The sequence below is a fragment of the Yersinia fenwicki genome, assembly GCF_043099325.1.
Lineage (GTDB): Bacteria > Pseudomonadota > Gammaproteobacteria > Enterobacterales > Enterobacteriaceae > Yersinia.
This window is the reverse complement of record NZ_CP170755.1, coordinates 912961-937064: the sequence shown is the minus strand read 5'-3', so window position 1 is coordinate 937064 and position 24104 is coordinate 912961. Positions and strand designations below refer to the sequence as shown.

Genomic DNA, 24104 nt, shown 5'->3' with positions numbered 1-24104 from the left:
AACTTAACCTCTTTTACGGCGATAAGCGGGTGGTACCCGTGGCGGAGCAGCCTCCTGCACAGGCATTACGGTTGGAGCAAATTCTTTCATCACGCGACGATAAACATCCCGTTTAAAAGACACCACCTGACGCACCGGATACCAATAACTGACCCATCGCCAGCCATCAAACTCCGGAGTACTGCTACGTTGCATGTTGATATCGGCTTCATTACACATTAACTGTAGTAGAAACCATCGCTGTTTTTGGCCGATGCATACCGGCTTTGTATCCCAACGCACCAAACGTTTTGGTAATTTGTAGCGTAACCAGTTACGGGTTGAAGCCAGAATTCGGACATCCTTTTTGTTAAGTCCGACTTCTTCAAAAAGTTCGCGATACATTGCCTGCTCTGGTGTTTCACCGGGGTTTATCCCCCCTTGAGGAAACTGCCAGGAGTGCTGACCGTAACGCCTGGCCCACAACACCTCACCCTGCCGATTACAAATTACAATACCCACGTTCGGGCGGTAGCCATCATCATCGATCACCGGACTACCTCGATAAGCTTAAAACTCAAAGATGCTCTGATTGTTTCACACTAGCAACAGGCGGTAAACCACTGCTTATCCGCCAACGAAACCTGATAACTCTGGGATAACTCACAGAAATTAGCAAAGTTATAAACATCCTAAGGGCTACGCCCCCTATTTTATTCACTTTTTCTGTGGATATAGGTGTGCAGAACTCTAGGGAAAAGCGGGTACAACTCATTTTAACGTAATTATACGCCAAAAATATCTAAAAAAATAAATGTTTAATTTCAACAAAATAACAGGTTTTACACAGGTATTTACGCTACGAAAATGTGATCTACATTCGTTTTGGATCTGAGGCTGGCTAAAGATCCATCAATGTGGTTTTTATCCACAGATAATGAAGCAAAGTTATGCAAAAAACAGCAAAACGCGCAAAAAAACCCGCCGTCAAGGCTGTAAATTGAACCAGTGATCGTGATTTCTTGGGGTTATCCAATAAATCTGTGGATAAATAGGTGTAAGATCCTGTTCATTATTCCTGTCAGCAGGTGCACAAGATAGCCAGAGTAAATGTATTTTCCGGGCGGAAGACAAGAAAACTTCCGTTAAATCATGCTATTATTTGTTTCTGCTGGACTGGATAACAATACATCTACGGTCACTTTTATTTCAGCTCACTTTTTAATCGACTTTAGCAGGTTTCCACCCTATGTCTGTTTATTCACTGCCCCCGGCCCCCCCCACTGATGAGCATCAACTTTTTCAACGTGCTGAAGCACTCTCAGGTTTTACTCTCGGCGAATTGGCAAGCAGAGCGGGTTTGCACATTCCAGCGGATTTAAAGCGGATAAAGGGCTGGGTTGGTATGTTGCTGGAATTCTATCTGGGGGCCAGCGCGGGCAGTAAACCTGAACAGGATTTTGCCGATATTGGTATCGAGCTGAAAACCATACCTATCAGCGCCCAAGGCAAGCCGCTGGAGACTACCTTTGTCTGTGTTGCCCCCCTGACCGGCAATAGCGGCATCACTTGGGAAAGTAGCCATGTACGACATAAATTGGCCCGCGTGTTGTGGGTGCCCGTCGAAGGTGAACGCCAAATTCCGTTAGCACAGCGCCGGGTTGGTGCTCCTTTATTGTGGAGCCCGAATGAGGAAGAGGAAGAATTACTGCGCTGCGATTGGGAAGAGTTAATGGATCTTATCGTTTTGGGTAAAGTTGAAACTATTACGGCTCGTCATGGCGAAGTCTTACAGCTGCGCCCGAAAGCGGCCAATAGCCGTGCATTAACTGAAGCTATCGGCGAACACGGGCAGCCCATCATGACCTTACCGCGCGGTTTTTATCTGAAAAAAACCTTTACCGGCCCGATGCTGGCCCGACACTTTTTGCTTTAACAGATGAATCCTATTATTCCGCTTAACCAATAAACGCGTATAATTGTATCTTTGTGTTTCCGTAATTTCCGTAAGGTGTAAGGCACAATGTTTGAATGGATTGCCGATCCAAATGCCTGGTTGGCGCTAGGCACACTGACTATCCTCGAGATTGTTCTCGGCATAGACAATATTATTTTCCTTTCTTTAGTGGTCGCTAAATTATCTAAAGCGCAGCAAAACAAAGCCCGTCGTCTTGGCTTGGCCGGTGCGATGCTTATGCGTTTGGCATTACTGGCTTCTATCGCCTGGGTCATCCGCCTGACTGAGCCGCTATTTACGCTGGCTGGTCATGGCATCTCGATGCGGGATATCATCTTGCTGTTGGGTGGCTTGTTCCTGATTTGGAAGGCTAGCAAAGAAATTCATGAAACCATTGAGGGCAGTGATACCGATCACAGCAGTAATGTGAGTTCTTTCTTTGCGGCTATCGTGCAAATCATGCTGTTGGATATCATTTTTAGTTTGGACTCGGTAATAACTGCGGTAGGGCTGTCAGACCATCTGTTCATTATGATGGCCGCCGTCGTCATTGCCGTGGGTGTAATGATGTTTGCTGCCCGGCCGATTGGAGAGTTTGTTAACCGCCATCCCTCCGTCAAAATGCTGGCCTTATCTTTCCTGATTTTGGTCGGATTTACCTTGATGTTGGAAAGTTTCCAGATTCATATTCCGAAAGGCTACATCTACTTCGCCATGTTCTTCTCAATGGGTGTTGAAACCCTCAACCTCATGCGCGGAAAGAAAAATAAGCCCGTAAAATAAAAATATCGTGGGTGCGATTCGTCGCACCCCTTTCCCACTATTTTCTGCACTTTTTCTTTGTACTCTTCCCCCTGCCGCAGTGCTTAGTTATAGTCGGATAAGGCGGGTTTGACTTAGCCTGATAACTTCAGACACAAAGGAAGGTCGGCAATGCAATATCATCGTATCCCCCACAGTTCATTAGAAGTAAGCCTGCTGGGTCTGGGCACCATGACTTTTGGTGAACAAAACAGTGAAGCCGATGCCCATGCTCAACTGGATTATGCCGTTGCAGCCGGTATTAACTTAATTGATACCGCAGAAATGTATCCGGTTCCCCCCAAACCTGAAACCCAAGGGTTAACCGAGCAATATATTGGTAGCTGGATAAAAGCCCGCGGTAGTCGAGACAAAATTATTTTAGCCAGCAAAGTCTCCGGGCCGTCACGCGGAAACGATAAGCCTATTCGCCCTAATATGGCACTGGATCGGAAAAACATCCGTGTCGCGCTGGAAGATAGCCTCCGACGCCTCAATACTGATTATCTTGATATTTATCAGTTACATTGGCCGCAGCGAGAAACCAACTGTTTTGGTAAACTGAATTATCGTTACAGTGAACAAACCGCTGTTGTTACCTTACTTGAGACACTGGAAGCGCTGAACGAGCAGGTGCGCGCCGGTAAAATCCGCTATATCGGCGTCTCGAATGAAACACCTTGGGGTGTAATGCGTTATCTGCAACTGGCAGAAAAGCATGATTTGCCGCGTATTGTGTCGATTCAAAACCCCTACAGTTTACTTAACCGCAGTTTTGAAGTCGGTTTGGCCGAGATAAGTCAACACGAAGGTGTGGAACTACTGGCTTACTCCAGCCTGGCGTTTGGTACCCTGAGCGGTAAATACCTCAATGGTGCGCAACCTGCCGGGGCGCGTAATACCTTATATAGCCGATTCACCCGTTATACCGGGCCACAAGCTCAATTAGCGATAGCTGAATATGTAGCGTTAGCAAAACGTCATGGGCTGGAACCCGCGCAGATGGCACTGGCTTTCGTACGCCAGCAACCTTTTGTTGCCAGCACATTGCTGGGTGCAACCACATTGGAACAACTGAAAAGCAATATTGATAGCCAGGATGTGGTGTTGAGTCAGGAAGTATTGAATGCATTGGAAGAGATTCACACCCGCTTTACCTTCCCTGCGCCTTAATCCTGTCTCTCTTCAAATAGCCAAAAGGCCGCTTAATGTGGCCTTTCGTTTTTATCATCGAATCATTCAGCGGCTTTACGTCGCTGTTGACGCCACTGCCAGCCCCAAAGTAACGCGATTGCCAGTGCGAATATCACGCCGAAGCCAACCCCCACCGCTATCACCGGCACGCCAAGTTTCACCACCACTGAGAATAAGCCCAGCATCAGCAACATCGCGGTGTTTTCACCGAGATTTTGTACCGCAATAGCATTACCGGCACCGACGCTATTCTTGCCGCGCTCCTGCAATAAAGCATTAAGCGGAACCACAAAGAATCCGCCCAAAATCCCGATGATAATCAGCAGCAGATAGGCCATCGACATACTGTGTTGCAAAGCAAAAATCGCCACCGCCACACCAATGAGTACCCCCGCTGGTAAGCAACGTTTCACGGTTTTCAATGTAACAAAACGGGCCGCAGCTCCCGCCCCCACAACAATACCAATTGCCACCATCGCATTGAGCAGTGTGGGAGTGGCATTATCCGTAATCCCTAGCGCAATGGGCACCCAGAGCACCAACAGGAAACGCAGAGTAACTCCCGCGCCCCAAAATAGACTGGTTCCCGCCAGTGAAAAGCGAGTTTCACCATCGCGCCATAAAACCCGACAAGCGGTAAAGAAGCTGCCGGTCATTGCCCGAGGTCGCCATGAACTGCCTGAACGAGCAGCAGCTAGCTTTGGGATAAACATATTAGCGACCACCGCAATGGCATACACCAGTGCACACACACCCAATGCCGCGCCCAAGTGCCAGTCTGCCAACACGCCTCCCGTGACCGAGCCGAGTAAAATAGCGGCTATGGTTGAAGCTTCCATCATACCGTTGGCTTTAACCAACTGTTCGCCAGAGGTAATTTCACCCAAAATGCCATATTTAGCGGGTGAATAAGCCGCAGCCCCCACGCCTACCAGGCTATACCCCAAAAACGGATTAAAACCAAAACAGATCACCAGCGCACCGGCTAGCTTCAAGCCGTTCGCCACCATCATCACCCGCCCTTTGGCAAAGCTATCGGCAAATTGCCCGACAAACGGAGCCAAAACGATATAGGTCGCGACGAATGCCATTTGTAAAATAGGCTGACTCCAGTCGGGATATAACTGCTGCTTAATTAATGCCAGGGTGGCAAAAAGCAGTGCGTTATCACCAAAAGCCGAGAAAAACTGCGCACATAGAACCGCGATCATCCCTCTGGATAACAACGGCTTATCTGCTAATGCTTGCTGACTCATGCGCTCATCTCCGGATCTTCCGCCATTTTACTTAATGTCACAAAATCAGGTTTGCCGCTCCCCAACAGAGGCAAGGCTTTCACCACCCGAATGTCGCGCGGTACAGCCAGTTCAGGCACACCGCTTTCCCGCGCTGCTTTAACTAATTTCTCGCGGGTTATCTCACTGTCGGTAGTAAACAACACCAAGGCTTCCCCTTTGGCGCTATCTGTTTTCGCGGCTGCCGCATGCTGCCCTTCTGGTGAAATTCGCAGTACAAGCTGCTCGACACTTTCCAGTGATACCATTTCTCCGGCTAATTTAGCAAAGCGCTTCATACGGCCACGAATGGCGCAGAATCCTTGTTCATCGATAGCCACAATATCACCGGTGTCATACCAGCCCGCCTCCTGCTCACCCTGTATATTTTCAGCGGAAGGTCGTTCCAGTACGCCCGGTTTCTCTACCCGCAGGTAGCCGCGCATAATATTCGGGCCGCGCAACTGTAAGCGCCCGCCGTGTTCGATTCCCGGTACAGGAATCACCCGAGATTCCATCCCCGGCAAAATGCGGCCCACCGTATTCACTTTTGCCGCCATCGGCACGTTAATTGCCACGACTGGCGCGCATTCCGTCACACCATAACCTTCCAAAATACGAATACCAAACTTGTCCTGCCAAATCTGTTTGGTGCTATCAGCCAGCTTCTCAGCGCCAGCCACCACATAACGTAAGCGGGCAAAATCGTATGGATGGGCAAAGCGAGCATAATTACCCAAGAAAGTGGACGTGCCAAATAACACGGTACAGTTACAGTCATACACCAATTCAGGTACCACTCGATAATGCAGTGGGCTTGGATAAAGGAATACACGGCTGCCGGTCATTAACGGTGTGAATAAACCGACAGTCAGACCAAAGGCATGAAACAGTGGCAGCGACGACATAAAACGATCACGCGGCGTAAAGTCTGCAATGGTGCGGATCTGCTCAACGTTTGCCAATAAGCTGGCATGTGAATGCACCACGCCTTTAGGGTTGCCTTCTGAACCGGAGGTAAACAAAATCAAGGCACTATCATCGGCTTTTTGTGGCACTATCGCCCGACGCGGGCAGCATAAATGGAATAAAATCCATAACTTATCAGCCAGCGTAACCGTCTCTTTTAAATCTTCCAGATAGACCCAATTGGCCTCTGTGACCTGTTCAGGTAAATGTGTCAGCTTGCCTTTTTCCAGAAACTGGCGCGAGGTGATGATAGTCTTCAGGGACGCAGCAGTGATGGCACTTTTCAGGCCTTTGGCACCGGAGGTGTAGTTAAGTAGCGCCGGGATACGGCCACGGAGAGTCGCACCGAAAATCGCCGCTGCCGTGATAGTCGCATTGGGTAATAGCATCCCCACATGCTCTCCCTGCGCAGTAAAACGTTGCAGGATACGGCTGACACCTAAGATTTTCTTTAGCAACGTTTGATAGCTATCTTCTTTAAAGGAAATGTCTTCGATGCACGGTTTAAAACGCCCATAACGCGTTTGTGCGGATAGCAACGCTTCAAAAAGTGTTTCACGTGGCACGATAGCCATCCGCGCCGCCATCATAATGGCGTGTAAGCGCTCACCCGCCAACACCCGGCGGTCGCGAGCACGCGGCGCTTGTGGCATAGGTAAAGTGGTCGCGGGCAGTACATGAATACTGATTTTCGGGAACCAACGGACTTTTAGGACATTTCCCAGTCGCCCGAAGCGGGTAAATTCAGGACCTTCCAAACGGATGGGAACCACTGCTGCACCTGATTTCGCAGCAACAAATGCTGCACCATCATAGATTTTCATTAATGAGCCGGTCACCGTGATGCGCCCTTCGGGGAATATCACCACCGGCCTGCCCCGTTCGACCATTCTAACCAAGTGTTTGATTGCCATTGGCTTGGTCGGGTCAAGCGCGACAAAGTCCACATAGGGTCTCAACCAACGCATATACCAGCTTTCAGTAATGTTGGAATAGACCGCAAACACCGGTTTTATCGGGAGAAACAGCGCTAATAAAGCCCCATCAAGGAAAGAAACGTGATTTGGCGTAATGATCAGTTTTTGGTGCGAAAACTGGTCAGTAATGCCATCAATGGTGACGCGAAATAACCCACGAAAAAGAGCGCGCAGCAAACGATAAGCCATGTCTGTTTCTCTATAAGTCGATGAATATACAAAGGAGAGAATACTATAGAATGAGAGAGAATAGCGCGAAGAGGGTGCGGCAGAGAGAACAAATAAAAAAAAACCTACGCATCTGCGTAGGTCGGTGCAAATAAAAAACTGGCTTTAACACACAGCGTATGTTGATTACTCACCAATTAATACCTCTGGGATCACTACTGTATCCGTTTAAGTGAAACCTCAGCCAGCAAGCAATCGCAACATTTACGTGCAAAGTGTAACCAGGAGTGAACATTGTCAGAAAGCCGAAAAGGTTTGTAATTCATTGCGGTACATCCTATGCATCAGTATCGCCGAATAAGTTCAACTGTATTAATACAGTGCCACCTCAACCAAACAACTCATCGCGTTCGGGCCTTGGGTCAAACGAGAAGTACCAATATCTAATGTCAGGACATTAGGATTACCGGATTGCTCAACTTGATGTTGTTTACCACCAAAGCCGGGATCAAACCACGCCCCCGTTGCCATCAGCACCACACCACGCGTCACACCGTCAGTAATACGGACTCCTGCCAGACAACTTCCGCGTAAATTACTCACTTTCACTTGGCTACCTTCCGTAATTTCACGATGAGCGGCATCCTGTGGGTGCATATAGAGGGTTTCGCGACCGGCGGTTTTATTCCCCTGCGCCAAGGGAGCAGGATCAAGCTGGCTGTGTAGGCGATCACTCGGCTGGATAGAGATCAAATGCAGCGGCCATTGCTCAGCCTGCGGTGCACCCAGCCATTCAATAGGTGGCTTCCATTGGGCATGCGGGGCAAAATCCTCATATTGGTAACTGGCAATTTTTTCACTGAATAATTCAATTTTACCGCTCGGCGTCTGAAGAGGATTAACCTGCGGATCGGCGCGGAAAGCATCGAAGAAAACGAACTCTTTCTGCGGAGCCGGTAAATCCACATGTCCCCGTTGCCAGAAAGTCTCAAAATCAGGCCATTCCACCTCATGGGGCTGTTGTGCAACACCGCACTCCTGATAAATATGTTTGACCCACGCCATTTCATCGCGTCCTTCGGTAAAGGTGTCGCGATAACCTAACCGCTCAGCTAAATCAGCGAAAATATCAAAATCGTTCCGAGCCTGATGTTGCGGGGCAATGGCCTGATGCATTGCCAATACATAGCGATCCCGAGACGATCCACCAATATCATTGCGCTCCAGCGAACTGGTGACCGGCAATACGATGTCTGCCATTTTCGCTGCCGGTGTCCACCAGATATCCTGTACAATCACGGTATCCGGCTTTTGCCAGCCCTCCACCAGCCGATTCAATTGCTGATGATGGTGGAAAGGATTGCCGCCCGCCCAGTGCACCAAATGAATGTCCGGATAGTTATGGGTTTCCCCCTGAAACTGATAAGGCTGCCCCGCTTGCAGCAACATGTCACAAATCCGTGCCACCGGAATCGCCAGTCCCGCTGGATTTTTCCCCACCGGCATACTTGGCCCCGGGGTATCAATTCTGGGATTACCCACGCCATTCATTGAGCCGTGGCCAAATGAGAAACCGCCGCCGGGTAAGCCCACTTGCCCTAACATGGCCGATAACGCAATGACCATCCAATAAGGTTGTTCGCCGCGATGCGCGCGCTGGACAGAATAGGAGCAAGTCATAAAGCTGCGCACACCAATAAGTTGCTGTGCCAACTGACTAATTCTCGCCGCCGGAATACCGGTAATATCGCTGGCCCAGTCTGGGGTTTTCGCTATGCCATCATTCACTCCACGAATGTAATCAGCTAATTGCTCATAGCCCACACAATGAGAAGCCAGGAAAGCCTTATCCTCGCCCTCAAGGCGCTGAATTTCATGCGCCAGTGCCAACATCAGTGCCACATCGGTGTTCGGACGAATGGGAATCCATTCTGCATTCACAAAATCCGGGCAATCATCACGCATCGGGCTGATGTTGATCACCGGCGTGCCCTTTTGTGCCAATTTCTCTAGCCAGGGTTTTAATGAATGTTCCGCCGAACCGCCAGAGGACACCTGAGCATTTTTCAGCGCCAATCCACCGAACGCGATAAACAGTTCGCAGTGTTCCACCACACTGGGCCAAGAGGTCACCCTGCCCGTCAATGGGCTAAAAGTCCCGATGACATAAGGTAAGAAAAACTGTGCCGACCCCCAGCTGTAGTTACCCAGTTGATCAACACCGCCGCCGCCACTGAAATAGAAACGCCTGACTAATGAGCGAGCGTGATGTAAACGCCCAGCAGAAGACCAGCCGTAGGAGCCGGTAAACAGCCCTGATGGGCCATACTGGTCTCTCACACGGCGATTCTCTTCTGCAACTAAACCCAGCGCGACATCCCAGTCCACCTCAACAAAGTCTTCCCGCCCACGCAAAGTGCGATCACTTTTTTCACGTTGCTGCAGCCACGAGCGACGCACTGCGGGTTTGCGGATACGTTTGTCGGAATACACCATCGGGGTAATGGAATCCAATAATGGCGAAGGATTAGGATCATCAGCAAAGGGCTCACAGCGGATCAGTTTGCCATCTTCGACAACTGCGGTATAAGCGCCCCAGTGGGCAAGCTGGGGGTAACGGGTGATGGACATGGCTATCTCAGGCGATTGAATAGATCATAAAAGTAACATTCACATGGTGGTAAGCCCAAAGCATAATTTTGACTAAACATAATCGTTTTGGACTAATCTGCCGCTGGCTATTTTATTGGTAGGCATCTGACAGGGTGACTTCGTTTTTTGCTAATCTCGAGCCATATTCCTAATTTCCTTTTCTTTGGTTTTTCTCACCAAGTTGCGATCATCCCCCCTTGCGGACAGCTTCATTTTCCGCAAAACTGAGTGATGTAAGCGATTACCCTGAAAATATCTGGAAGAAAAATGGCCACTATTAAGGATGTTGCCAAGTTGGCGGGCGTTTCCGTCGCTACGGTATCTCGCGTTATCAATAATTCGCCCAAGGCCAGTGAAACATCAAGAAAAGCAGTCTGCAGCGCCATGGAGCAGTTGCAATATCACCCGAATGCCAATGCACGGGCGCTAGCGCAGCAATCCACAGAAACCGTCGGGATGATTGTCTCTGATGTATCAGACCCCTTCTTTGGCTCTATGGTCAAAGCGGTAGAGCAAGTGGCTTATGCCACCGGTAATTTTCTATTGATTGGAAACGGTTACCATGATGCAGAGAAAGAGCGTCAGGCTATCGAACAATTGATTCGTCATCGCTGTGCCGCACTGGTGGTTCATGCCAAAAAATTATCTGATGAAGAATTGACGTCATTAATGCAGCAAATACCTGGCATGGTATTGATTAACCGCACCCTCCCCGGTTTTGAAACCCGTTGTGTGGCGCTGGATGACCGTTATGGTGCCTGGCTGGCAACCCGACATCTGATTCAGCAAGGGCATAAACGAATAGCGATTATTTGCTCCAATCATCAAATTTCTGATGCCACTGATCGTCTGCAAGGTTATCTGGATGCTCTGGAAGAGTTTGGTATTGCGGTTGACGACCGTTTAATTTCCTACGGTACGCCGGATGAAATCGGTGGTGAACAAGCCATGACTGACTTACTTGGCCGAGGCCGAAACTTCACTGCGGTCACTTGTTATAACGACTCGATGGCAGCAGGGGCATTGTCCGTGCTCAGCGATAACAGTATCGAGGTGCCACAAGAGATCTCACTGATCGGTTTTGACGATGTGTTGATCTCTCGTTATCTGCGCCCGCGGCTGACCACCATTCGCTATCCCGTTGTGGCAATGGCGACACAGGCCGCAGAATTAGCACTGGCGCTAGCCAATAACACGCCACTGCCTGAAACCACCAATATGTTCAGCCCAACACTGGTGCGTCGCCATTCGGTCGCCAGTCCACAAACTATGACTCATCTACAAACTATGACTCACCCACAAACACCCGTAGATGACTGAGGCATCTGGTGGTCATTATTAAATCAACTCTAATGCGATAAGTTCTTCAATGGTTTGGCGGCGGCGGATTAAACGCGGCTGCCCCTGTTCAAACAAGACTTCTGGCAATAATGGCCGACTATTGTAGTTTGAAGACATTGAAGCACCATAGGCACCAGTGTCATGGAATACCAGATAATCGCCAATATTGGCGGCGGGTAATTTACGAGTCTCTAGCCCGCCCCCCGCTTCCTGAGTAAACACATCTCCTGACTCGCAAAGCGGGCCAGCAACCACAGTATCAATCAGCGGTTCGTTAGCAAGTGAGCGCCCGTCAGCTGGCAACACTGAAATATGGTGGTAACTGCCATACATGGCTGGTCGCATCAAATCATTGAAGCCCGCATCCACCAATACATAATGCCGACGCCCCATATTTTTCACCGCCCGAACCTGTGCGATTAACACTCCGGCTTCAGCAACCAGGAAGCGACCGGGTTCAATCTCAAGACTGACTGGATGGCCTAAATGCGCGGCAATCCGCTCGCGAGCGCTGTTCCATAAGCCGTAATAATGCTCGGTATCAATCTCATCATCGCCAGATTGATAAGGGATTGATAAACCACCACCGGCAGAAATAGCACTGATATCCTGCCCCAGCGCAATCACCTGTTGCACCATGGCATCACACACTTGTTCCAAATGCTGATAATCAACACCAGAACCAATATGCATATGTATCCCCACCAGCGTTAATCCATATTGCTGAATTTTCTCAATGGCTTGCGGCAAGTCCTCATGCCAAATACCGTGTTTGCTGTTTTCACCGCCAGTATTAGTTTTCTGACTGTGCCCGTGGCCAAAACCTGGATTAACCCGCAACCAAACCGAGTGACCGGGCGCATGCTGCCCCAGTTGATCAAGCATATCAATGGAACCCGCATTAACCGGAATGCTTAATTCTGTCACGCGCAGTAAGGTAGCCTGATCCAGTAAATCTGCGGTAAAGACAATCTCAGCAGGTTCCTGCCCCGGCTGAAAACCAGCCTGCAAAGCGCGCTCAATTTCGCCCAGTGATACCGAATCAACTTTCACGCCTTGCTGATGCATCAATCGCAAAATATGAATATTTGAGCAGGCTTTCTGTGCAAAGCGAATCACATCAAAATGCCGCAATTGATTGATTTTTTTAGTGATAATTTCGCCATCATAGGCCCAGGCCGGGCAACCAAAACGTTCTGGTAAAGCAATCAGATTTTGGGCCGTCAGTGCCGAAGAGGTATCGTTAAGTGCGCGCGGCATAGGTCTTTCCTAATAGTGGGGTCAATATATGGAGCGAAATAAGGATTTCGCTGATGGGTTATTATTAACAACATCGTAGGTGTGAAGAAAATATCTATTTACCCTTAGTCTATTCATTTATGATATGGGTTAGATTAAACAATCGCCACCACAGGAGAGCTGTGATGCCCGCCATTTCCCTACGACAAATAGAAATCTTTCATGGTGTTATGACCACCGGTAATCTGACTGAAGCCGCGTTATTACTCCAAACGTCACAACCGACTGTCAGCCGCGAATTGGCTCGTTTTGAGCAATTAGTCCAATTAAAACTGTTTGATCGCGTACGCGGGCGGCTATATCCCACAGTGCAAGGCTTGCGCTTATTTGAAGAGGTTCAGCGCTCCTATTATGGGCTTGATCGTATTAAACAGGCCGCCGAAGGGATACGCCAATTCCAACATGCGCAGCTTTCTATTGCCTGCCTGCCAGTATTTTCTCAGTCATTGCTTCCTGCGGTGTGTAAACCTTTTATTGACCGCTATCCGGAAGTTAGCCTGAGCGTTATCCCGCAAGAATCACCTTTATTAGAAGAATGGCTTTCGGCCCAGCGGCACGACCTCGGCTTAACAGAGAATACACAAACCCCGGCGGGCACGGTGCGCCATGCACTGATGACCGTAAATGAAGTTTGCGTATTACCCTGCGGCCATCCCTTGCAGGAAAAAGCCGTACTGACTCCGCAAGATTTTCAGGGCGAGAACTTTATCAGCCTGTCAGTCACCGACAGTTATCGCCAGTTATTAGATAATCTCTTTACCGAACAAGGTATTAATCGAAGATTAGTTTTGGAAACTCATAGCGCAGCTTCAGTTTGTGCCATGGTGCGGGAAGGTGTGGGGGTCTCTATTGTTAATCCATTAACCGCTCTGGATTATATTGGTACAGGAGTCAATGAAGGTGTTTACATTCGGCCATTCAGTGTTGATATTCCTTTTACTATCAGCCTGATACAACCCATACATCGCCCATCATCCAGCCTGGTCGATACCTTCATTGAGCATTTAAAACAGCAGGCAATCACCTTCCAACAACGTCTGGCAGCGGTGATTGCCCAACAATACTCATCTCTTAATTAAAGCGCAGTGGCCTTGCCGGCGCGCGCCCGGGAAAACGTAAACAGACATAACAGCAAACCAACAACCGCCAGTGCAGCGGCGGCCAGTGGGACGACGGTCAATCCCAATCCTTTGGCAATCACCATACCTCCGCCCCACGCACCTAAAGCATTGCCAACGTTAAAGGCCGCAATATTAAGTGTTGATACCAGATTCGGGGCTTTTTTGCCGTAAGCGACCACGTTAATTTGCAAGGCAGGCACGGCTGAAAATGCCGCAGCAGACCACAAAAAGAGTGTCACTTCCGCGGCCAGTAATGAGTAACTTGTCCAACTGAATAGAGCGGAAAATACTGCGATGAGAAGGAAAGTCGTCGTCAGGCTCACGGATAAACGCCAATCCGCCAACCGCCCCCCCACAATATTGCCCAATGTCAGGCCCACGCCCATCAACAACAAGGTCCAACTGATGCCATGCTCAGAAACCTGAGTCACTTCAGTCAGAATTGGGGCGATATAAGTAAACAGGGCAAACATAGCAGCAGCAAAAAAGACCGTCATCAGCAAAGATAACCAGATCCCCCCTCCGCGCAGAGCAGCAATCTCCTTGCGTAACTCGGTTGGGGCTTCCTCCTGAGAAGAAGGCAACTTGCGGTAGAGTGCTGCCAATGATAATAAACCGATGACCGAAACAACCCAGAATGTTGAGCGCCAGCCGAAAGCTTGCCCCAACGCAGTTCCTAAAGGCACTCCCAGCACATTGGCGAGTGTCAGGCCGGTGAACATCAGAGCCACTGCGGATGCCCGTCTATTAGGGGCTACCAAATTAGAAGCAACCACGGCGCCAATACCAAAAAAGGCCCCATGACTCAGTGCGGTAATAACCCTGGCTAACATCAGGAAATCATAACTGTATGCCAGTGCGCACATTAGGTTACCAATGATGAAAATCACCATTAATAACAATAGTGTCTTTTTACGTGGCAATTTGGCGGTCAGGACAGCCATGATAGGCGCGCCGATAGCCACTCCCAATGCATATCCGCTGATTAACCAACCTGCCGTTGGAATCGAAATGTGCAGATCACCCGCCACCTGAGGCAGCAACCCCATGATGACAAATTCAGTGGTACCAATAGCAAAAGCACTTAGTGCTAATGCCAGCAGCGCAACAGGCATAATAAAGCTCCCAGGCAGATCAAAAAGTTACCAGTAATGATTAATTAACCGGTACGTTGTAGTGAGAAGAAACAAGGTAGATGAGGGCCGAATTACCGAATAAAGCCGCAATAACCCTATTATTTATAATTATTTAATATCCCAATTTGCTATACCCTAAATGATGGGCATAAATAGAAATAGCATGAGTTAAGGAATAGTGACCAGTAATGAACAGAGTTATAACTAGCATGATAAGTAATATATTTTGCTCTTCACTGATAACTGAATGAAATTCAAAATAATTTAAGCTCTGTATCAATAATAAAAATATGTTTGAGAATGTAACCATGCAGCTAACACCGCTGCGGTTTCAATTAGGCAGGCCCACAAACTAATTGAAGACACAGCAAGGCAGCAAATAAACGAATCCCGATGAGCTGACCCAAGTCAGTGATTCGGATAAGTGAATGCAGCTAACACCGCTGCGGTTTCAATTAGGCAGGGGGTGGGTAGTAAACCACTCCACCAGAAAGTCTAGCATCGACCTTAATGTGGCTGGCATTTGTCGGCGCGAAGTATAGATACCATAAATTCCCATCGCCTGCGGCTGATAATCGGGCAATAACCGGATTAACTCACCACTGGCAATATACGGCGCGGCAGAGTAACTGGGCTGCAAAGTGATACCGGCGCCCTCTAGTGCTCCGCTGAGTAAAACAACTGATTCATTGGCACTGAGATTTCCGCCTACCGCAACCGATGATTTAACGCCTTGTTGGTCAAAATGCCATAAGCTTTTGCCAAAATCAGAGTATGTTAGGCAGTTGTGCACGGCCAAATCAGGTGGAGTTTTCGGCGTTCCTTTGGCTGACAAGTAACTCGGCGCAGCACAAACAACTGAATGGCAGATAGATAGCGGACGAGCGATTAAGTTTGGATCTAAATCATTAGTAATACGCAGTGCTAAATCAATACGTTCCTCTACCAGATTGACGGAGCGGTTATTCATTTGTAAATCGACTGCGACCTGAGGATAACGGCGTAAATAGTCAGTCACCGCTATCGCCACTGCACTTTGCCCGAGGGATTGAGAGCAACTGATCCGCAACAAACCGCGCAGTTCTTCATTTTCTTGCCCCTCGACTAAATCCATATCCTTAGCAAATTCAAGCATATGCCGACAACGCGCCAGGGTCGCTTCCCCCGCATGAGTTAAACTTAACTTGCGGGTTGTCCGATGTAATAAACGAGCCCCGGCCCACTGCTCCATCTCAGCCAAATATCGTGTCACCATGGCTCGCGACATCTCCAAAACCTCCGCAGCGGCAATCATACTGCCCCGCTCAACAATGGTGACAAAGACCTCTGCAGCGGTAATTCTATCCATAATTAGCTCGATTTAAGCAACAAACAATTGTCCATTATCGGGTTTTTATATCGATATAAGCAATCTATTATCTAGCCCATACCCCAATCACTCTCAGGAAAACAAGCATGTTAAATAAAACACTATTACAAGTGGCCTTTGCGGGCCTGACAACTTTCGCTGCGGTATCAACAGCTCATGCCGCTGAACAGCTAAAAATGGAAGTCTATAATCCCGGAGCAAAAAGCATCTTCCCGGTATCGTCTGAAATTATTAGCGGCAAAACAGAAATGGCTCTGATTGATGCGCAATTTCAGCGCAATGATGCGGAAACGCTAGTGAAGAAAATTAAGCAAAGCGGCAAAAAGCTAACCACTATTTATATCAGCCAGGCAGATCCTGATTTCTATTTCGGCCTGGATGTCATTACTAAAGCATTCCCACAAGCCAAAGTCATCGCCACACCGCAAACTATTGAAGAAATTAAGGCCACTAAAGAGGGGAAAATGGCTTATTGGGGTCCTATTCTCAAAGAGAATGCTCCAACACAAGTCATTGTTCCACAAGAGTTGCAAGGCAAAAGCTTTACTGTTGATGGGCAGGAAATTAGTGTCGAAGGGTTAGATGGGCCATCGCCAGAAAAGACATTTGTCTGGATCCCGTCATTGAAAGCCGTGGTAGGTGGTGTCGCGGTCTCAGGCAATATTCATTTATGGGTCGCCGATACTCAAACTCCTGAGTCTCGCCAGAATTGGCTGACAACACTGGAAAAAATCAAAGCCTTAAAACCCGTCACAGTGGTTCCAGGACATTATCTTGATAACGCACCACAAACATTGGAATCAGTGACATTTACTCAAAACTATTTAACCACGTTAAATACAGAAATTCCCAAAGCAAAAGACTCAGCCGAACTGATTACAGTAATGAAAAAACATTATCCCGAGCTGAAAGATGAATCCAGTTTGGAATTAAGTGCCAAGGTACTTAAAAACGAAATGAAATGGCCGCAGTAAACTGTTAATGCTTATCGTCACTCAATGAGCGCACCAGAAAAGACAATAGAGGAAGATACGATGACTGCCACAAAGTTACATTACATTTTCGATCCATTATGTGGCTGGTGTTATGGTGCCGCACCGCTGGTACAAGCTGCACAAGATATTCCTAAACTCACGTTGATATTACATGGTGGCGGAATGATGTCTGGGGCTAATCGTCGACAAATAGACAACCAGTGGCGTGGATATGTAATGCCCCACGACCGACGTATTGCGCAGCTCACTGGGCAAATTTTTGGCGACGACTATTTTAATAAATTACTTAATGATACCTCAGTTGTAATGGACTCCACGCCGCCGACTGCATCAATTCTGGCAGCGGAAGAACTTGCGGGCCGCGGTGCAGAGATGCTTCATCGCATCCAACATGCTCATTATGTTGAAGGACATCGTGTTACAGATACCCGCGTATTAACTGAACTGGCGGTGGAACTTGGGCTGAATAATGATGCATTTATTCATGCCTACAATACTGCACTAATAACATCCAACCAGCATATTGCTGAAAGCCGCGCATTACTGGCTAAAGTACATGGGCACGGCTTCCCAACCTTTGCACTGGAAAACGAGCAAGAAAAAATAACGCCTTTACCTGCTAGTGAATATTATGGAAATCCATCTGGCTGGCGCGAATTATTAACAACTATCATGACACATTAAAAACTCAGAGTGACCTCCTCATTAATACGTTGAGGAGGGCATACTGTGGCAGGTAAACAAAAACGCGCTACCGACTGGTTTAGCTGAAATATTTGTTTCTGCAACACTTCAGAGGCTTGAGTAGATTGATTGACTAAATCAGCATTCAGTCGGGTGACTTCATTAATCATTCCTACCCGTGCGGTAATATCTTCAATACCTTGACTTTGTTCTTGTGATGCGGCCGATATTTCAGCCATTAAATCAGTCACTTTTATCACCGAGCCAATAATTGCACGTAAATTGTCACCTGAGCGCTCCACCAGAGCGGCACCTGCTGATATAGATTTTGAAGAGCTACCAATAAGGCGTTTAATATTCAGAGCAGAATAACCACTTTGGTGCGCTAATATTCCCACTTCACGTGCAACAACAGAGAATCCCCGCCCGTGTTGACCAGCATGAGCAGCTTCAATTGCAGCATTTAAGGCCAGAATATTGGTCTGAAAAGCTACCGATTCTATCAAAGTGATGATCTCGGCGATCTCCTGTGAGCCTACTGAAATATCAACCATCGAATTAACTACGCTAGACATCATATCTCCACCTTGACTGGCAATATTTTTGGCTTCATTGGCCAATTGATTTGCCTGATCTGCACTCTTAGAATTCTGTTTTACACGCTCGGTAAGTTGATACATATTCTGTGTTGTGGTCGCCAATGACTGAGTTTGTGATTGCGTTTGCTCAGAAATACGATGACTGTCTGCGGCTATTTGATTAACACCCGTTAGAATAACATCGACTCCCCCGCGTACCTGGCTAACCAAAGCCACTAACCCTTGTTGCATATGGCATATGCTGACCGCCAACAACCGAACTTCCCGGCTAGCAAAAGTGTTATGCTCAATCTGATGAGATAAATCTCCTGCAGCAATCACATGAATTTGGGCAATCAGATAATTTAGTGGTCGAATAACCCAGCGGGTAACACCTAACCAAACAGAGAATGCAAGGCACAATAAAACGACCAAAGCAATGATAACGGCCTGTTTTGCCGAGAATAAAGAAGAGATCAATTGGCTATCCATTACCGTGCGATTATTTTCGCTTTCCTGTAAATAACCGTAATACTTTTCAGTAAAATCACTTTGAAAACCTTGAATCGGGACTTCAAAAAAGGCACCGATATTGTTGTTCTTGACCAATCCCTGACTAATTTCTGATAGACCTTGGTACAACTGTAGGTAGCTTTCCTTCAGAGCAATAAACTCAGGCCTATCGTCATTGGCAGAAACCAATAATAACTGACGGAAATTATCTTGTGACTGCTGCATAGATTGTGTTGCTTCATTCAAAAGACTCTGCCAACTACCCTCAGAACCTGTCTCTTTATCGACCATATAATAGATACCGGCTCGATTGAGTTTATCACTGGCAATTAATAACTCCATTCTAGCGCGATCCATTAATACTTCTTGCTGATGGGTATGGTGTATTTGATCAACATTAGACTTTGTGTTATCCAATATATGAGATAAATATCCGATGGAAAATAGTTGGAGCACGGAAAATAGGCTAATAACCAAGATAAGGCCCGATAAGATCCCAAATTTAACATTCGCAAATAAACTTATAGATTTAACACCAGACACAAGTTTCATAACAAAAAAGCCAATTCGAGAGAACATTATTTTCACACTAAGTTGTGGGTAATAAACCAATGTTACGCATCAAATATGACAGATATATTTCAATAAACAGATAGATATATTCCAGGAATCAAATACGGATTAACAAAAGCAAGCTATTCACAGTGTGTGACCAGAGATAGTGTCCATAAAAATAGAATAACTTACAGCATAACGTGCGTTTAGAAAATCATTCAAATAAAGATTATTATCCCCTTCTATGGACAGCGATAACATCTTACCTATGTAAGATGTTTTTTAGAATTCACCACATCAAATACTATATTTCCCCTGGCTTTAATATAGCCATTACCATTATACATATCTGAAGATGAGTTTATTTCCTTTCCTACAATACTGACTTGTGAATAAACATGATAAAAACCTGTGGTATGTTCTAAATCATAATTATTTTCCCAGCACTGCTCCAGATCCACCATTGGATAAAAATAGGAGTTGAGTCTCCCAAAGATATACCCTACTCCTACTCCAAACAAAACAGCTATAAATGTTTTTTGAATTATATCTTTATGCATGTTATGCCTCCCGGTTGTAATTTGCAGATCGTATATTCATTATTTTTTTTAAGAAAATATAAGTCTCTTTATTATAGAAAGATAAAAAACTCCTATTATGTATTTCATTTATATCTATAGCGAGAGGCGATTTTTTCACATTGATAATTTTTATTTGATAACAATTAGATGTAACATTAAACGAAGTAGCTAAACAAAGACAAAAAATCATGCATACAAAAAATCTGCTTGCAAGAATTTTCTGTTTAGGTAGTGATCCAGTAGTATTATTAGCAAGACTATCCAGTACCTCAGTTTGAGTCACTGGTAAAATTTCAGAGGAGTTATTGGAAGTAAAATCAGGTTTTACACCAAGGCAATACCCTTTTTTGGGAATCGTAATGACTAATTCATGTTTTTTATCATTTAAAGCATGACGTAAATTACTGATGGTTTGAGTTAATGTATTGTCAGTAACGTAACTTTCACTCCATATTTTCCTCTCGATATCTTCACGACAAAGTACATCAGGGTAGTGAAAACACAGCAAAGACAACACTTCGGACTCTTTATTTCTTATCTTGATGACACATTCCCCTTTGCTGAGGGTTCTCTTTAATGGAGTAAAGACGAAATCTCCAATAATTATGTCATTCATTTTGTCTCTCACACTTAAAAATATAATTTAAAAACCAATATCTACAATACCACCGCAGTCTTACTAAGAGATCATAAAAAAAGCAAAAACAAAAAATTCAAGAAAAATACAATAGTTATAGAAATATTAATAAAAAATAGAAGTCTATCAAAATACACCAATGAATAATAAAAAACGAATGCCGTTGGCATGCGAATTATAAGATACGGTTTATAACGTAACATAAAAAGTGACAAAAAATGATAATAGAAGAATAGCATTCTACATATTTAAAAGAAGATCGCGCCACAGTAATGACTGGGTAATACAATTAGGTAAAAGGTAACAATCAATATCAATAAAATGCAAGACTATAAGCCAAAAAAATAGTAGATTAAAAAACCTAAATCACAATCTCGATAAAACAGTGACTAGCATTAAAATAATAGTAAGCATCTCAAAAATCATATATCGCCGACTTGTCTCTGATTAAAATATTGCGATAAACCGTGTAGATAAAAACACTAAGACATGGGTATTTTATAGTTATACGGTAAAGGACTTAGACAATTTTGACAAAATTGCCTCGGGGAAACAGATTAAGATCGTTTTTATAAATAGCCACTTCCTTATGATCTAATTAATTTCCGCGTAAGGTATTCGATAGCATGATTAGGAAAAAATAAATATCAATATTTAAAAGATATCTACCCATATTCTAAGCGCTATATAAAAATCGATTAAAAACATATCAGAGAACATTGTATTACATATCAACTCATTACTTCTTACGTAAAATAATCTGGCCATTAATATAATTTTCATTTTTAGTGGATTTTATGTCTACATTACTTATCTCAATATTTTCGTCCTTTAACAGCAAAATATAAAAGTCCAGAAAATCAATGAACTTTATGTTTTCAATACTGAGTGAGACAGAGTCGTGTGCCATATATGTACGTTCGAAATTAATTACGCCATCATTAAGTAATGTCGCCAAAGCATTATCAATGCTTTCATGATAATGTTCGCTCTTTTTAGCTTTTGTAACCTTTTCCATTTTTAACTTTTCAGCCAAAGATGAAGAATTAACAAGCTTATTTTCCAATAACGAATGTTTTTTTAATAGATCTTTAATTTCCATTGAGAAATTCACACTAAAACATAAAAAAACAAATGCTATCACTAATATTGAAACAGCTATCCATTTCCTTAAACTCATAAACTATATTCAAATATAATGTCGGATGTACCATCATTATTAGTGATTTTACTGATATTCAGTTGATGAGCTTTTCTATCGATTTTATTTAACACTTGTTCTACTCCATATCTATTTATAACATTTATATTAAAGCTAGCCTTATTCTCATCTTTAGCAAAAACAATACTATTCATGTTGACGTCTAACTCAATAAAATTTTCGACCATACCATGCAGTAAATTAATAAAATCCGGTTTGACTACATTCTCAACTGAATGAGAAAAATCATCAAACTTATTAAGGTTATTCACATTTATATATTGTTGTACTAAGGGGTATTCAATATGGAAATTGTGCAAAGCTAGATTCAGAATATGAATATCTTTTAACATATCTTTTTTATGAAACCATAAATTAAAAAACATCACAATGGCTAATAATAAAAATAGGCAAGCAGATCTAAAAAGAGAATCATTTCTCATGGACTTTTTTCCATGACAATAATATCGCCCTGTCAGTAAATTGACATGATTATTTTTAATATTACTAGCCATGATGCATAGTGCATCGCAATAATCCGTAGAATGGAGGCAAGAAGTTCGACTATAAAAATGGCTAAATCTATTTTTAGAACAAAAATGAAAAGGTGATAAGCATAAGCCCTTAAATATAGCATCCTTAACTACGAAACCCGATACTTCACTGTTTCTTATTAACCATTCATCATCCAGCTTTACTGGAAAGCATCTTTCATCATTAAATGGTAGGGCTAATACATCTGGAATCATAGCGGTAGGGGACACACCAACATTTTCTAACCACCCCAGCCAACGGCTCATTAACTTATGCTCAACGGCAGCTATATAACAAAAGTCACTATCTGACTTCAATATTACAGTGTGAAAATATTCTATATTACTCACTATTGTTTTCTCGATAGAGAATGCAAGTGATTGTTCTTTTTTTAAAAAACTCTTTTCTATTATATCTATTTTCCTAAAGATAATATGGCTTGTTGAAACTAATATTTTAACATCATAATTTAAAAGAAATGGAATATTACCCAATTCAGAATGATCACATAACCGCCCTGAATTGCTATGCTCCCCCTCCACCATTTCGGTATACCAGTAAATAGGGTCGCTTGTATGACAACCCAATCGAATAATCAGAGTCTTGAATGATAAATCTGCATTTTTCATATCACTCATTATAAGATAAACCTTCGTTGTAATACGGTAATGGCATTCTCTCTTACATGAAAAAGACTCATCAACTGAGAATCACTGTTATCGATTTGAAAGTTGGATGAAAAATAATATTCCTTATGAGAAAACTTTAATATACTAACTCTTTTCAATTCATTTATCCTATCCCTGTCAACTTTTGAATTATTTGCAAGGGTTCTAAAGAAAGATTCGACTGTACCCCATCCTTGAAGAGGTTTAGATAATATTGCCTTATTCATATTACTCTGCGTAATCTCGCTCATAAAAATAGCTTGCATTAATATGCTATTTTTAACATCCAGCATATTAATATTAATAAGCAATTTATTATCATTTCTTGAACAAAGTAGTGGGGCTATAAGCGAAAAATTCTCGCTACTAATATTGAGTTGTTGATCAATTGTGTTCCCCATCTGGAGAACTTGTTCTATAGTTCCCCAATCTCCATCAATACGGACTAAATTAGACGTACCTGAAATATTTTTGGAAAGAATTATCATTATTTCATTAAGAACAGATGAAGTGATATCATTTAACTGTAAGATATTCCTTAGTACCAGCCACGCATAATATGCATTATATTTATTCGTGTTATTAAAATAGCCATAAAGAGTATTTATATTGAAACAATTTGTTCTGTCAATTAATCTATAATGTACATTTACATTGTTTATTCTAATAGTAGAAGGGGTTGTTAATAACCTAATATAAACACGACTAAAACTCCCATCAATCAAAATTTCTTTGATTATATTATTTAAAAAAAAATCTTCAGATCCGAGTAACAACTGCTTTTCATCTTGCTTAGTTCGGCTATCACCGGCAAAATAGATAATATTTGACAAATAGAAATAAGTAGCAGAAACCATTGCACTCATCAGCAGAATGCTAGACAGAACAAGTAATAGGGCAATACCTCTCTGTTTCATGTTT

20 protein-coding genes are annotated in these 24104 nt (G+C 44.5%); 7 read left to right on the top strand and 13 right to left on the bottom strand.

What is annotated here, in order from left to right; translation table 11 throughout:
- Positions 1-3: 3 nt before the first annotated feature.
- A complete protein-coding gene (rppH, locus tag ACF3VQ_RS04285; protein WP_005165374.1) occupies positions 4-531 on the bottom strand; it encodes an RNA pyrophosphohydrolase in 528 nt (175 codons plus the stop codon).
- A gap of 697 nt (positions 532-1228) precedes the next feature.
- On the opposite strand from rppH, the gene mutH reads away from it, so the two are divergent.
- The 3 genes from mutH to ACF3VQ_RS04270 all read left to right on the top strand — a co-directional run bounded on the left by mutH (position 1229) and on the right by ACF3VQ_RS04270 (position 3910).
- Positions 1229-1915, top strand: a complete 687-nt coding sequence (mutH, locus tag ACF3VQ_RS04280; protein ID WP_392433543.1) for a DNA mismatch repair endonuclease MutH — start codon at positions 1229-1231, stop codon at positions 1913-1915.
- Positions 1916-2002: 87 nt separating this feature from the next.
- A complete protein-coding gene (locus ACF3VQ_RS04275; protein WP_392433542.1) occupies positions 2003-2719 on the top strand; it encodes a TerC family protein in 717 nt (238 codons plus the stop codon).
- 150 nt (positions 2720-2869) lie between these two features.
- On the top strand, positions 2870-3910 hold the full coding sequence (locus ACF3VQ_RS04270) for an NADP(H)-dependent aldo-keto reductase (RefSeq protein WP_392433541.1): 1041 nt from the start codon (positions 2870-2872) through the stop codon (positions 3908-3910).
- Between the two features lie 62 nt (positions 3911-3972).
- Here ACF3VQ_RS04270 and lplT read toward each other — a convergent pair whose 3' ends face one another.
- The 3 genes from lplT to ACF3VQ_RS04255 all read right to left on the bottom strand — a co-directional run bounded on the left by lplT (position 3973) and on the right by ACF3VQ_RS04255 (position 9950).
- Positions 3973-5187: a lysophospholipid transporter LplT gene (lplT, locus tag ACF3VQ_RS04265; protein ID WP_392433540.1), complete on the bottom strand. Its 1215-nt coding sequence runs from the start codon at positions 5185-5187 to the stop codon at positions 3973-3975.
- Positions 5184-7340: a bifunctional acyl-ACP--phospholipid O-acyltransferase/long-chain-fatty-acid--ACP ligase gene (gene aas, locus ACF3VQ_RS04260; RefSeq protein WP_392433539.1), complete on the bottom strand. Its 2157-nt coding sequence runs from the start codon at positions 7338-7340 to the stop codon at positions 5184-5186. Before aas ends, lplT begins: the two co-directional genes overlap by 4 nt.
- Before the next feature lie 351 nt (positions 7341-7691).
- Positions 7692-9950 carry a molybdopterin guanine dinucleotide-containing S/N-oxide reductase gene (locus ACF3VQ_RS04255; protein WP_392433538.1) on the bottom strand — a complete coding sequence of 753 codons (2259 nt, stop codon included), beginning with the start codon at positions 9948-9950 and terminating at the stop codon, positions 7692-7694.
- Positions 9951-10238: 288 nt separating this feature from the next.
- On the opposite strand from ACF3VQ_RS04255, the gene galR reads away from it, so the two are divergent.
- Entirely contained in the window at positions 10239-11291 is a 1053-nt protein-coding gene (gene galR / locus ACF3VQ_RS04250) for an HTH-type transcriptional regulator GalR (RefSeq protein WP_392433537.1), read from the top strand.
- A gap of 18 nt (positions 11292-11309) precedes the next feature.
- Here the strand turns inward: galR and lysA are convergent, their stop codons facing one another.
- The gene (gene lysA / locus ACF3VQ_RS04245) at positions 11310-12572 is read right to left on the bottom strand and encodes a diaminopimelate decarboxylase (protein ID WP_392433536.1); all 1263 of its coding nucleotides are present in this window, start codon (positions 12570-12572) and stop codon (positions 11310-11312) included.
- Positions 12573-12736: 164 nt separating this feature from the next.
- Here lysA and ACF3VQ_RS04240 point away from each other — a divergent pair, with 164 nt between their 5' ends.
- Positions 12737-13690: a LysR family transcriptional regulator gene (locus ACF3VQ_RS04240; protein WP_392433535.1), complete on the top strand. Its 954-nt coding sequence runs from the start codon at positions 12737-12739 to the stop codon at positions 13688-13690.
- Here the strand turns inward: ACF3VQ_RS04240 and ACF3VQ_RS04235 are convergent.
- Together ACF3VQ_RS04235 and ACF3VQ_RS04230 are read right to left on the bottom strand one after the other, a co-directional pair.
- Positions 13687-14847: an MFS transporter gene (locus ACF3VQ_RS04235; RefSeq protein ID WP_392433534.1), complete on the bottom strand. Its 1161-nt coding sequence runs from the start codon at positions 14845-14847 to the stop codon at positions 13687-13689. The genes ACF3VQ_RS04240 and ACF3VQ_RS04235 overlap by 4 nt on opposite strands.
- 472 nt (positions 14848-15319) lie before the next feature.
- The gene (locus ACF3VQ_RS04230) at positions 15320-16216 is read right to left on the bottom strand and encodes a LysR family transcriptional regulator (RefSeq protein ID WP_392433533.1); all 897 of its coding nucleotides are present in this window, start codon (positions 16214-16216) and stop codon (positions 15320-15322) included.
- 107 nt (positions 16217-16323) lie between these two features.
- Between ACF3VQ_RS04230 and ACF3VQ_RS04225 the strand changes: the two genes are divergently transcribed.
- Together ACF3VQ_RS04225 and ACF3VQ_RS04220 are read left to right on the top strand one after the other, a co-directional pair.
- Positions 16324-17211: an MBL fold metallo-hydrolase gene (locus tag ACF3VQ_RS04225; protein ID WP_392433532.1), complete on the top strand. Its 888-nt coding sequence runs from the start codon at positions 16324-16326 to the stop codon at positions 17209-17211.
- A 60-nt stretch (positions 17212-17271) separates the two neighbouring features.
- The gene (locus ACF3VQ_RS04220; RefSeq protein WP_392433531.1) at positions 17272-17916 is read left to right on the top strand and encodes a DsbA family protein; all 645 of its coding nucleotides are present in this window, start codon (positions 17272-17274) and stop codon (positions 17914-17916) included.
- Here ACF3VQ_RS04220 and ACF3VQ_RS04215 read toward each other — a convergent pair.
- From ACF3VQ_RS04215 to ACF3VQ_RS04190, 6 genes are all read right to left on the bottom strand, one after another.
- Positions 17913-19586: a methyl-accepting chemotaxis protein gene (locus tag ACF3VQ_RS04215; RefSeq protein ID WP_392433530.1), complete on the bottom strand. Its 1674-nt coding sequence runs from the start codon at positions 19584-19586 to the stop codon at positions 17913-17915. The genes ACF3VQ_RS04220 and ACF3VQ_RS04215 overlap by 4 nt on opposite strands.
- A 242-nt stretch (positions 19587-19828) precedes the next feature.
- Positions 19829-20122, bottom strand: coding sequence for a hypothetical protein (locus tag ACF3VQ_RS04210; protein WP_392433529.1), 294 nt, complete (start codon positions 20120-20122; stop codon positions 19829-19831).
- 1 nt (position 20123) lies between these two features.
- Entirely contained in the window at positions 20124-20759 is a 636-nt protein-coding gene (locus ACF3VQ_RS04205) for a transcriptional regulator (protein ID WP_392433528.1), read from the bottom strand.
- Between the two features lie 760 nt (positions 20760-21519).
- Entirely contained in the window at positions 21520-21882 is a 363-nt protein-coding gene (locus ACF3VQ_RS04200) for a hypothetical protein (RefSeq protein WP_392433527.1), read from the bottom strand.
- Positions 21883-21956: 74 nt separating this feature from the next.
- Positions 21957-23153 (bottom strand): type II secretion system protein GspL, encoded by a 1197-nt coding sequence (gene gspL / locus ACF3VQ_RS04195; RefSeq protein ID WP_392433526.1) that lies wholly within the window; start codon positions 23151-23153, stop codon positions 21957-21959.
- On the bottom strand, positions 23153-24100 hold the full coding sequence (locus ACF3VQ_RS04190; RefSeq protein WP_392433525.1) for a type II secretion system protein GspK: 948 nt from the start codon (positions 24098-24100) through the stop codon (positions 23153-23155). Before ACF3VQ_RS04190 ends, gspL begins: the two co-directional genes overlap by 1 nt.
- Positions 24101-24104 lie beyond the last annotated feature (4 nt).

Coding starts and splice junctions, on each gene's coding strand:
- ACF3VQ_RS04270 (WP_392433541.1), top strand. CDS start 2,870: ATGCAATATCATCGTATCCCCCACAGTTCATTAGAAGTAAGCCTGCTG.
- ACF3VQ_RS04210 (WP_392433529.1), bottom strand. CDS start 20,122: ATGCATAAAGATATAATTCAAAAAACATTTATAGCTGTTTTGTTTGGA.
- aas (WP_392433539.1), bottom strand. CDS start 7,340: ATGGCTTATCGTTTGCTGCGCGCTCTTTTTCGTGGGTTATTTCGCGTC.
- ACF3VQ_RS04275 (WP_392433542.1), top strand. CDS start 2,003: ATGTTTGAATGGATTGCCGATCCAAATGCCTGGTTGGCGCTAGGCACA.
- gspL (WP_392433526.1), bottom strand. CDS start 23,153: ATGAGTGATATGAAAAATGCAGATTTATCATTCAAGACTCTGATTATT.
- mutH (WP_392433543.1), top strand. CDS start 1,229: ATGTCTGTTTATTCACTGCCCCCGGCCCCCCCCACTGATGAGCATCAA.
- ACF3VQ_RS04235 (WP_392433534.1), bottom strand. CDS start 14,847: ATGCCTGTTGCGCTGCTGGCATTAGCACTAAGTGCTTTTGCTATTGGT.
- ACF3VQ_RS04255 (WP_392433538.1), bottom strand. CDS start 9,950: ATGTCCATCACCCGTTACCCCCAGCTTGCCCACTGGGGCGCTTATACC.
- ACF3VQ_RS04190 (WP_392433525.1), bottom strand. CDS start 24,100: ATGAAACAGAGAGGTATTGCCCTATTACTTGTTCTGTCTAGCATTCTG.
- lysA (WP_392433536.1), bottom strand. CDS start 12,572: ATGCCGCGCGCACTTAACGATACCTCTTCGGCACTGACGGCCCAAAAT.
- galR (WP_392433537.1), top strand. CDS start 10,239: ATGGCCACTATTAAGGATGTTGCCAAGTTGGCGGGCGTTTCCGTCGCT.
- ACF3VQ_RS04215 (WP_392433530.1), bottom strand. CDS start 19,586: ATGTTCTCTCGAATTGGCTTTTTTGTTATGAAACTTGTGTCTGGTGTT.
- ACF3VQ_RS04220 (WP_392433531.1), top strand. CDS start 17,272: ATGACTGCCACAAAGTTACATTACATTTTCGATCCATTATGTGGCTGG.
- ACF3VQ_RS04240 (WP_392433535.1), top strand. CDS start 12,737: ATGCCCGCCATTTCCCTACGACAAATAGAAATCTTTCATGGTGTTATG.
- lplT (WP_392433540.1), bottom strand. CDS start 5,187: ATGAGTCAGCAAGCATTAGCAGATAAGCCGTTGTTATCCAGAGGGATG.
- ACF3VQ_RS04200 (WP_392433527.1), bottom strand. CDS start 21,882: ATGGAAATTAAAGATCTATTAAAAAAACATTCGTTATTGGAAAATAAG.
- ACF3VQ_RS04225 (WP_392433532.1), top strand. CDS start 16,324: ATGTTAAATAAAACACTATTACAAGTGGCCTTTGCGGGCCTGACAACT.
- ACF3VQ_RS04230 (WP_392433533.1), bottom strand. CDS start 16,216: ATGGATAGAATTACCGCTGCAGAGGTCTTTGTCACCATTGTTGAGCGG.
- ACF3VQ_RS04205 (WP_392433528.1), bottom strand. CDS start 20,759: ATGAATGACATAATTATTGGAGATTTCGTCTTTACTCCATTAAAGAGA.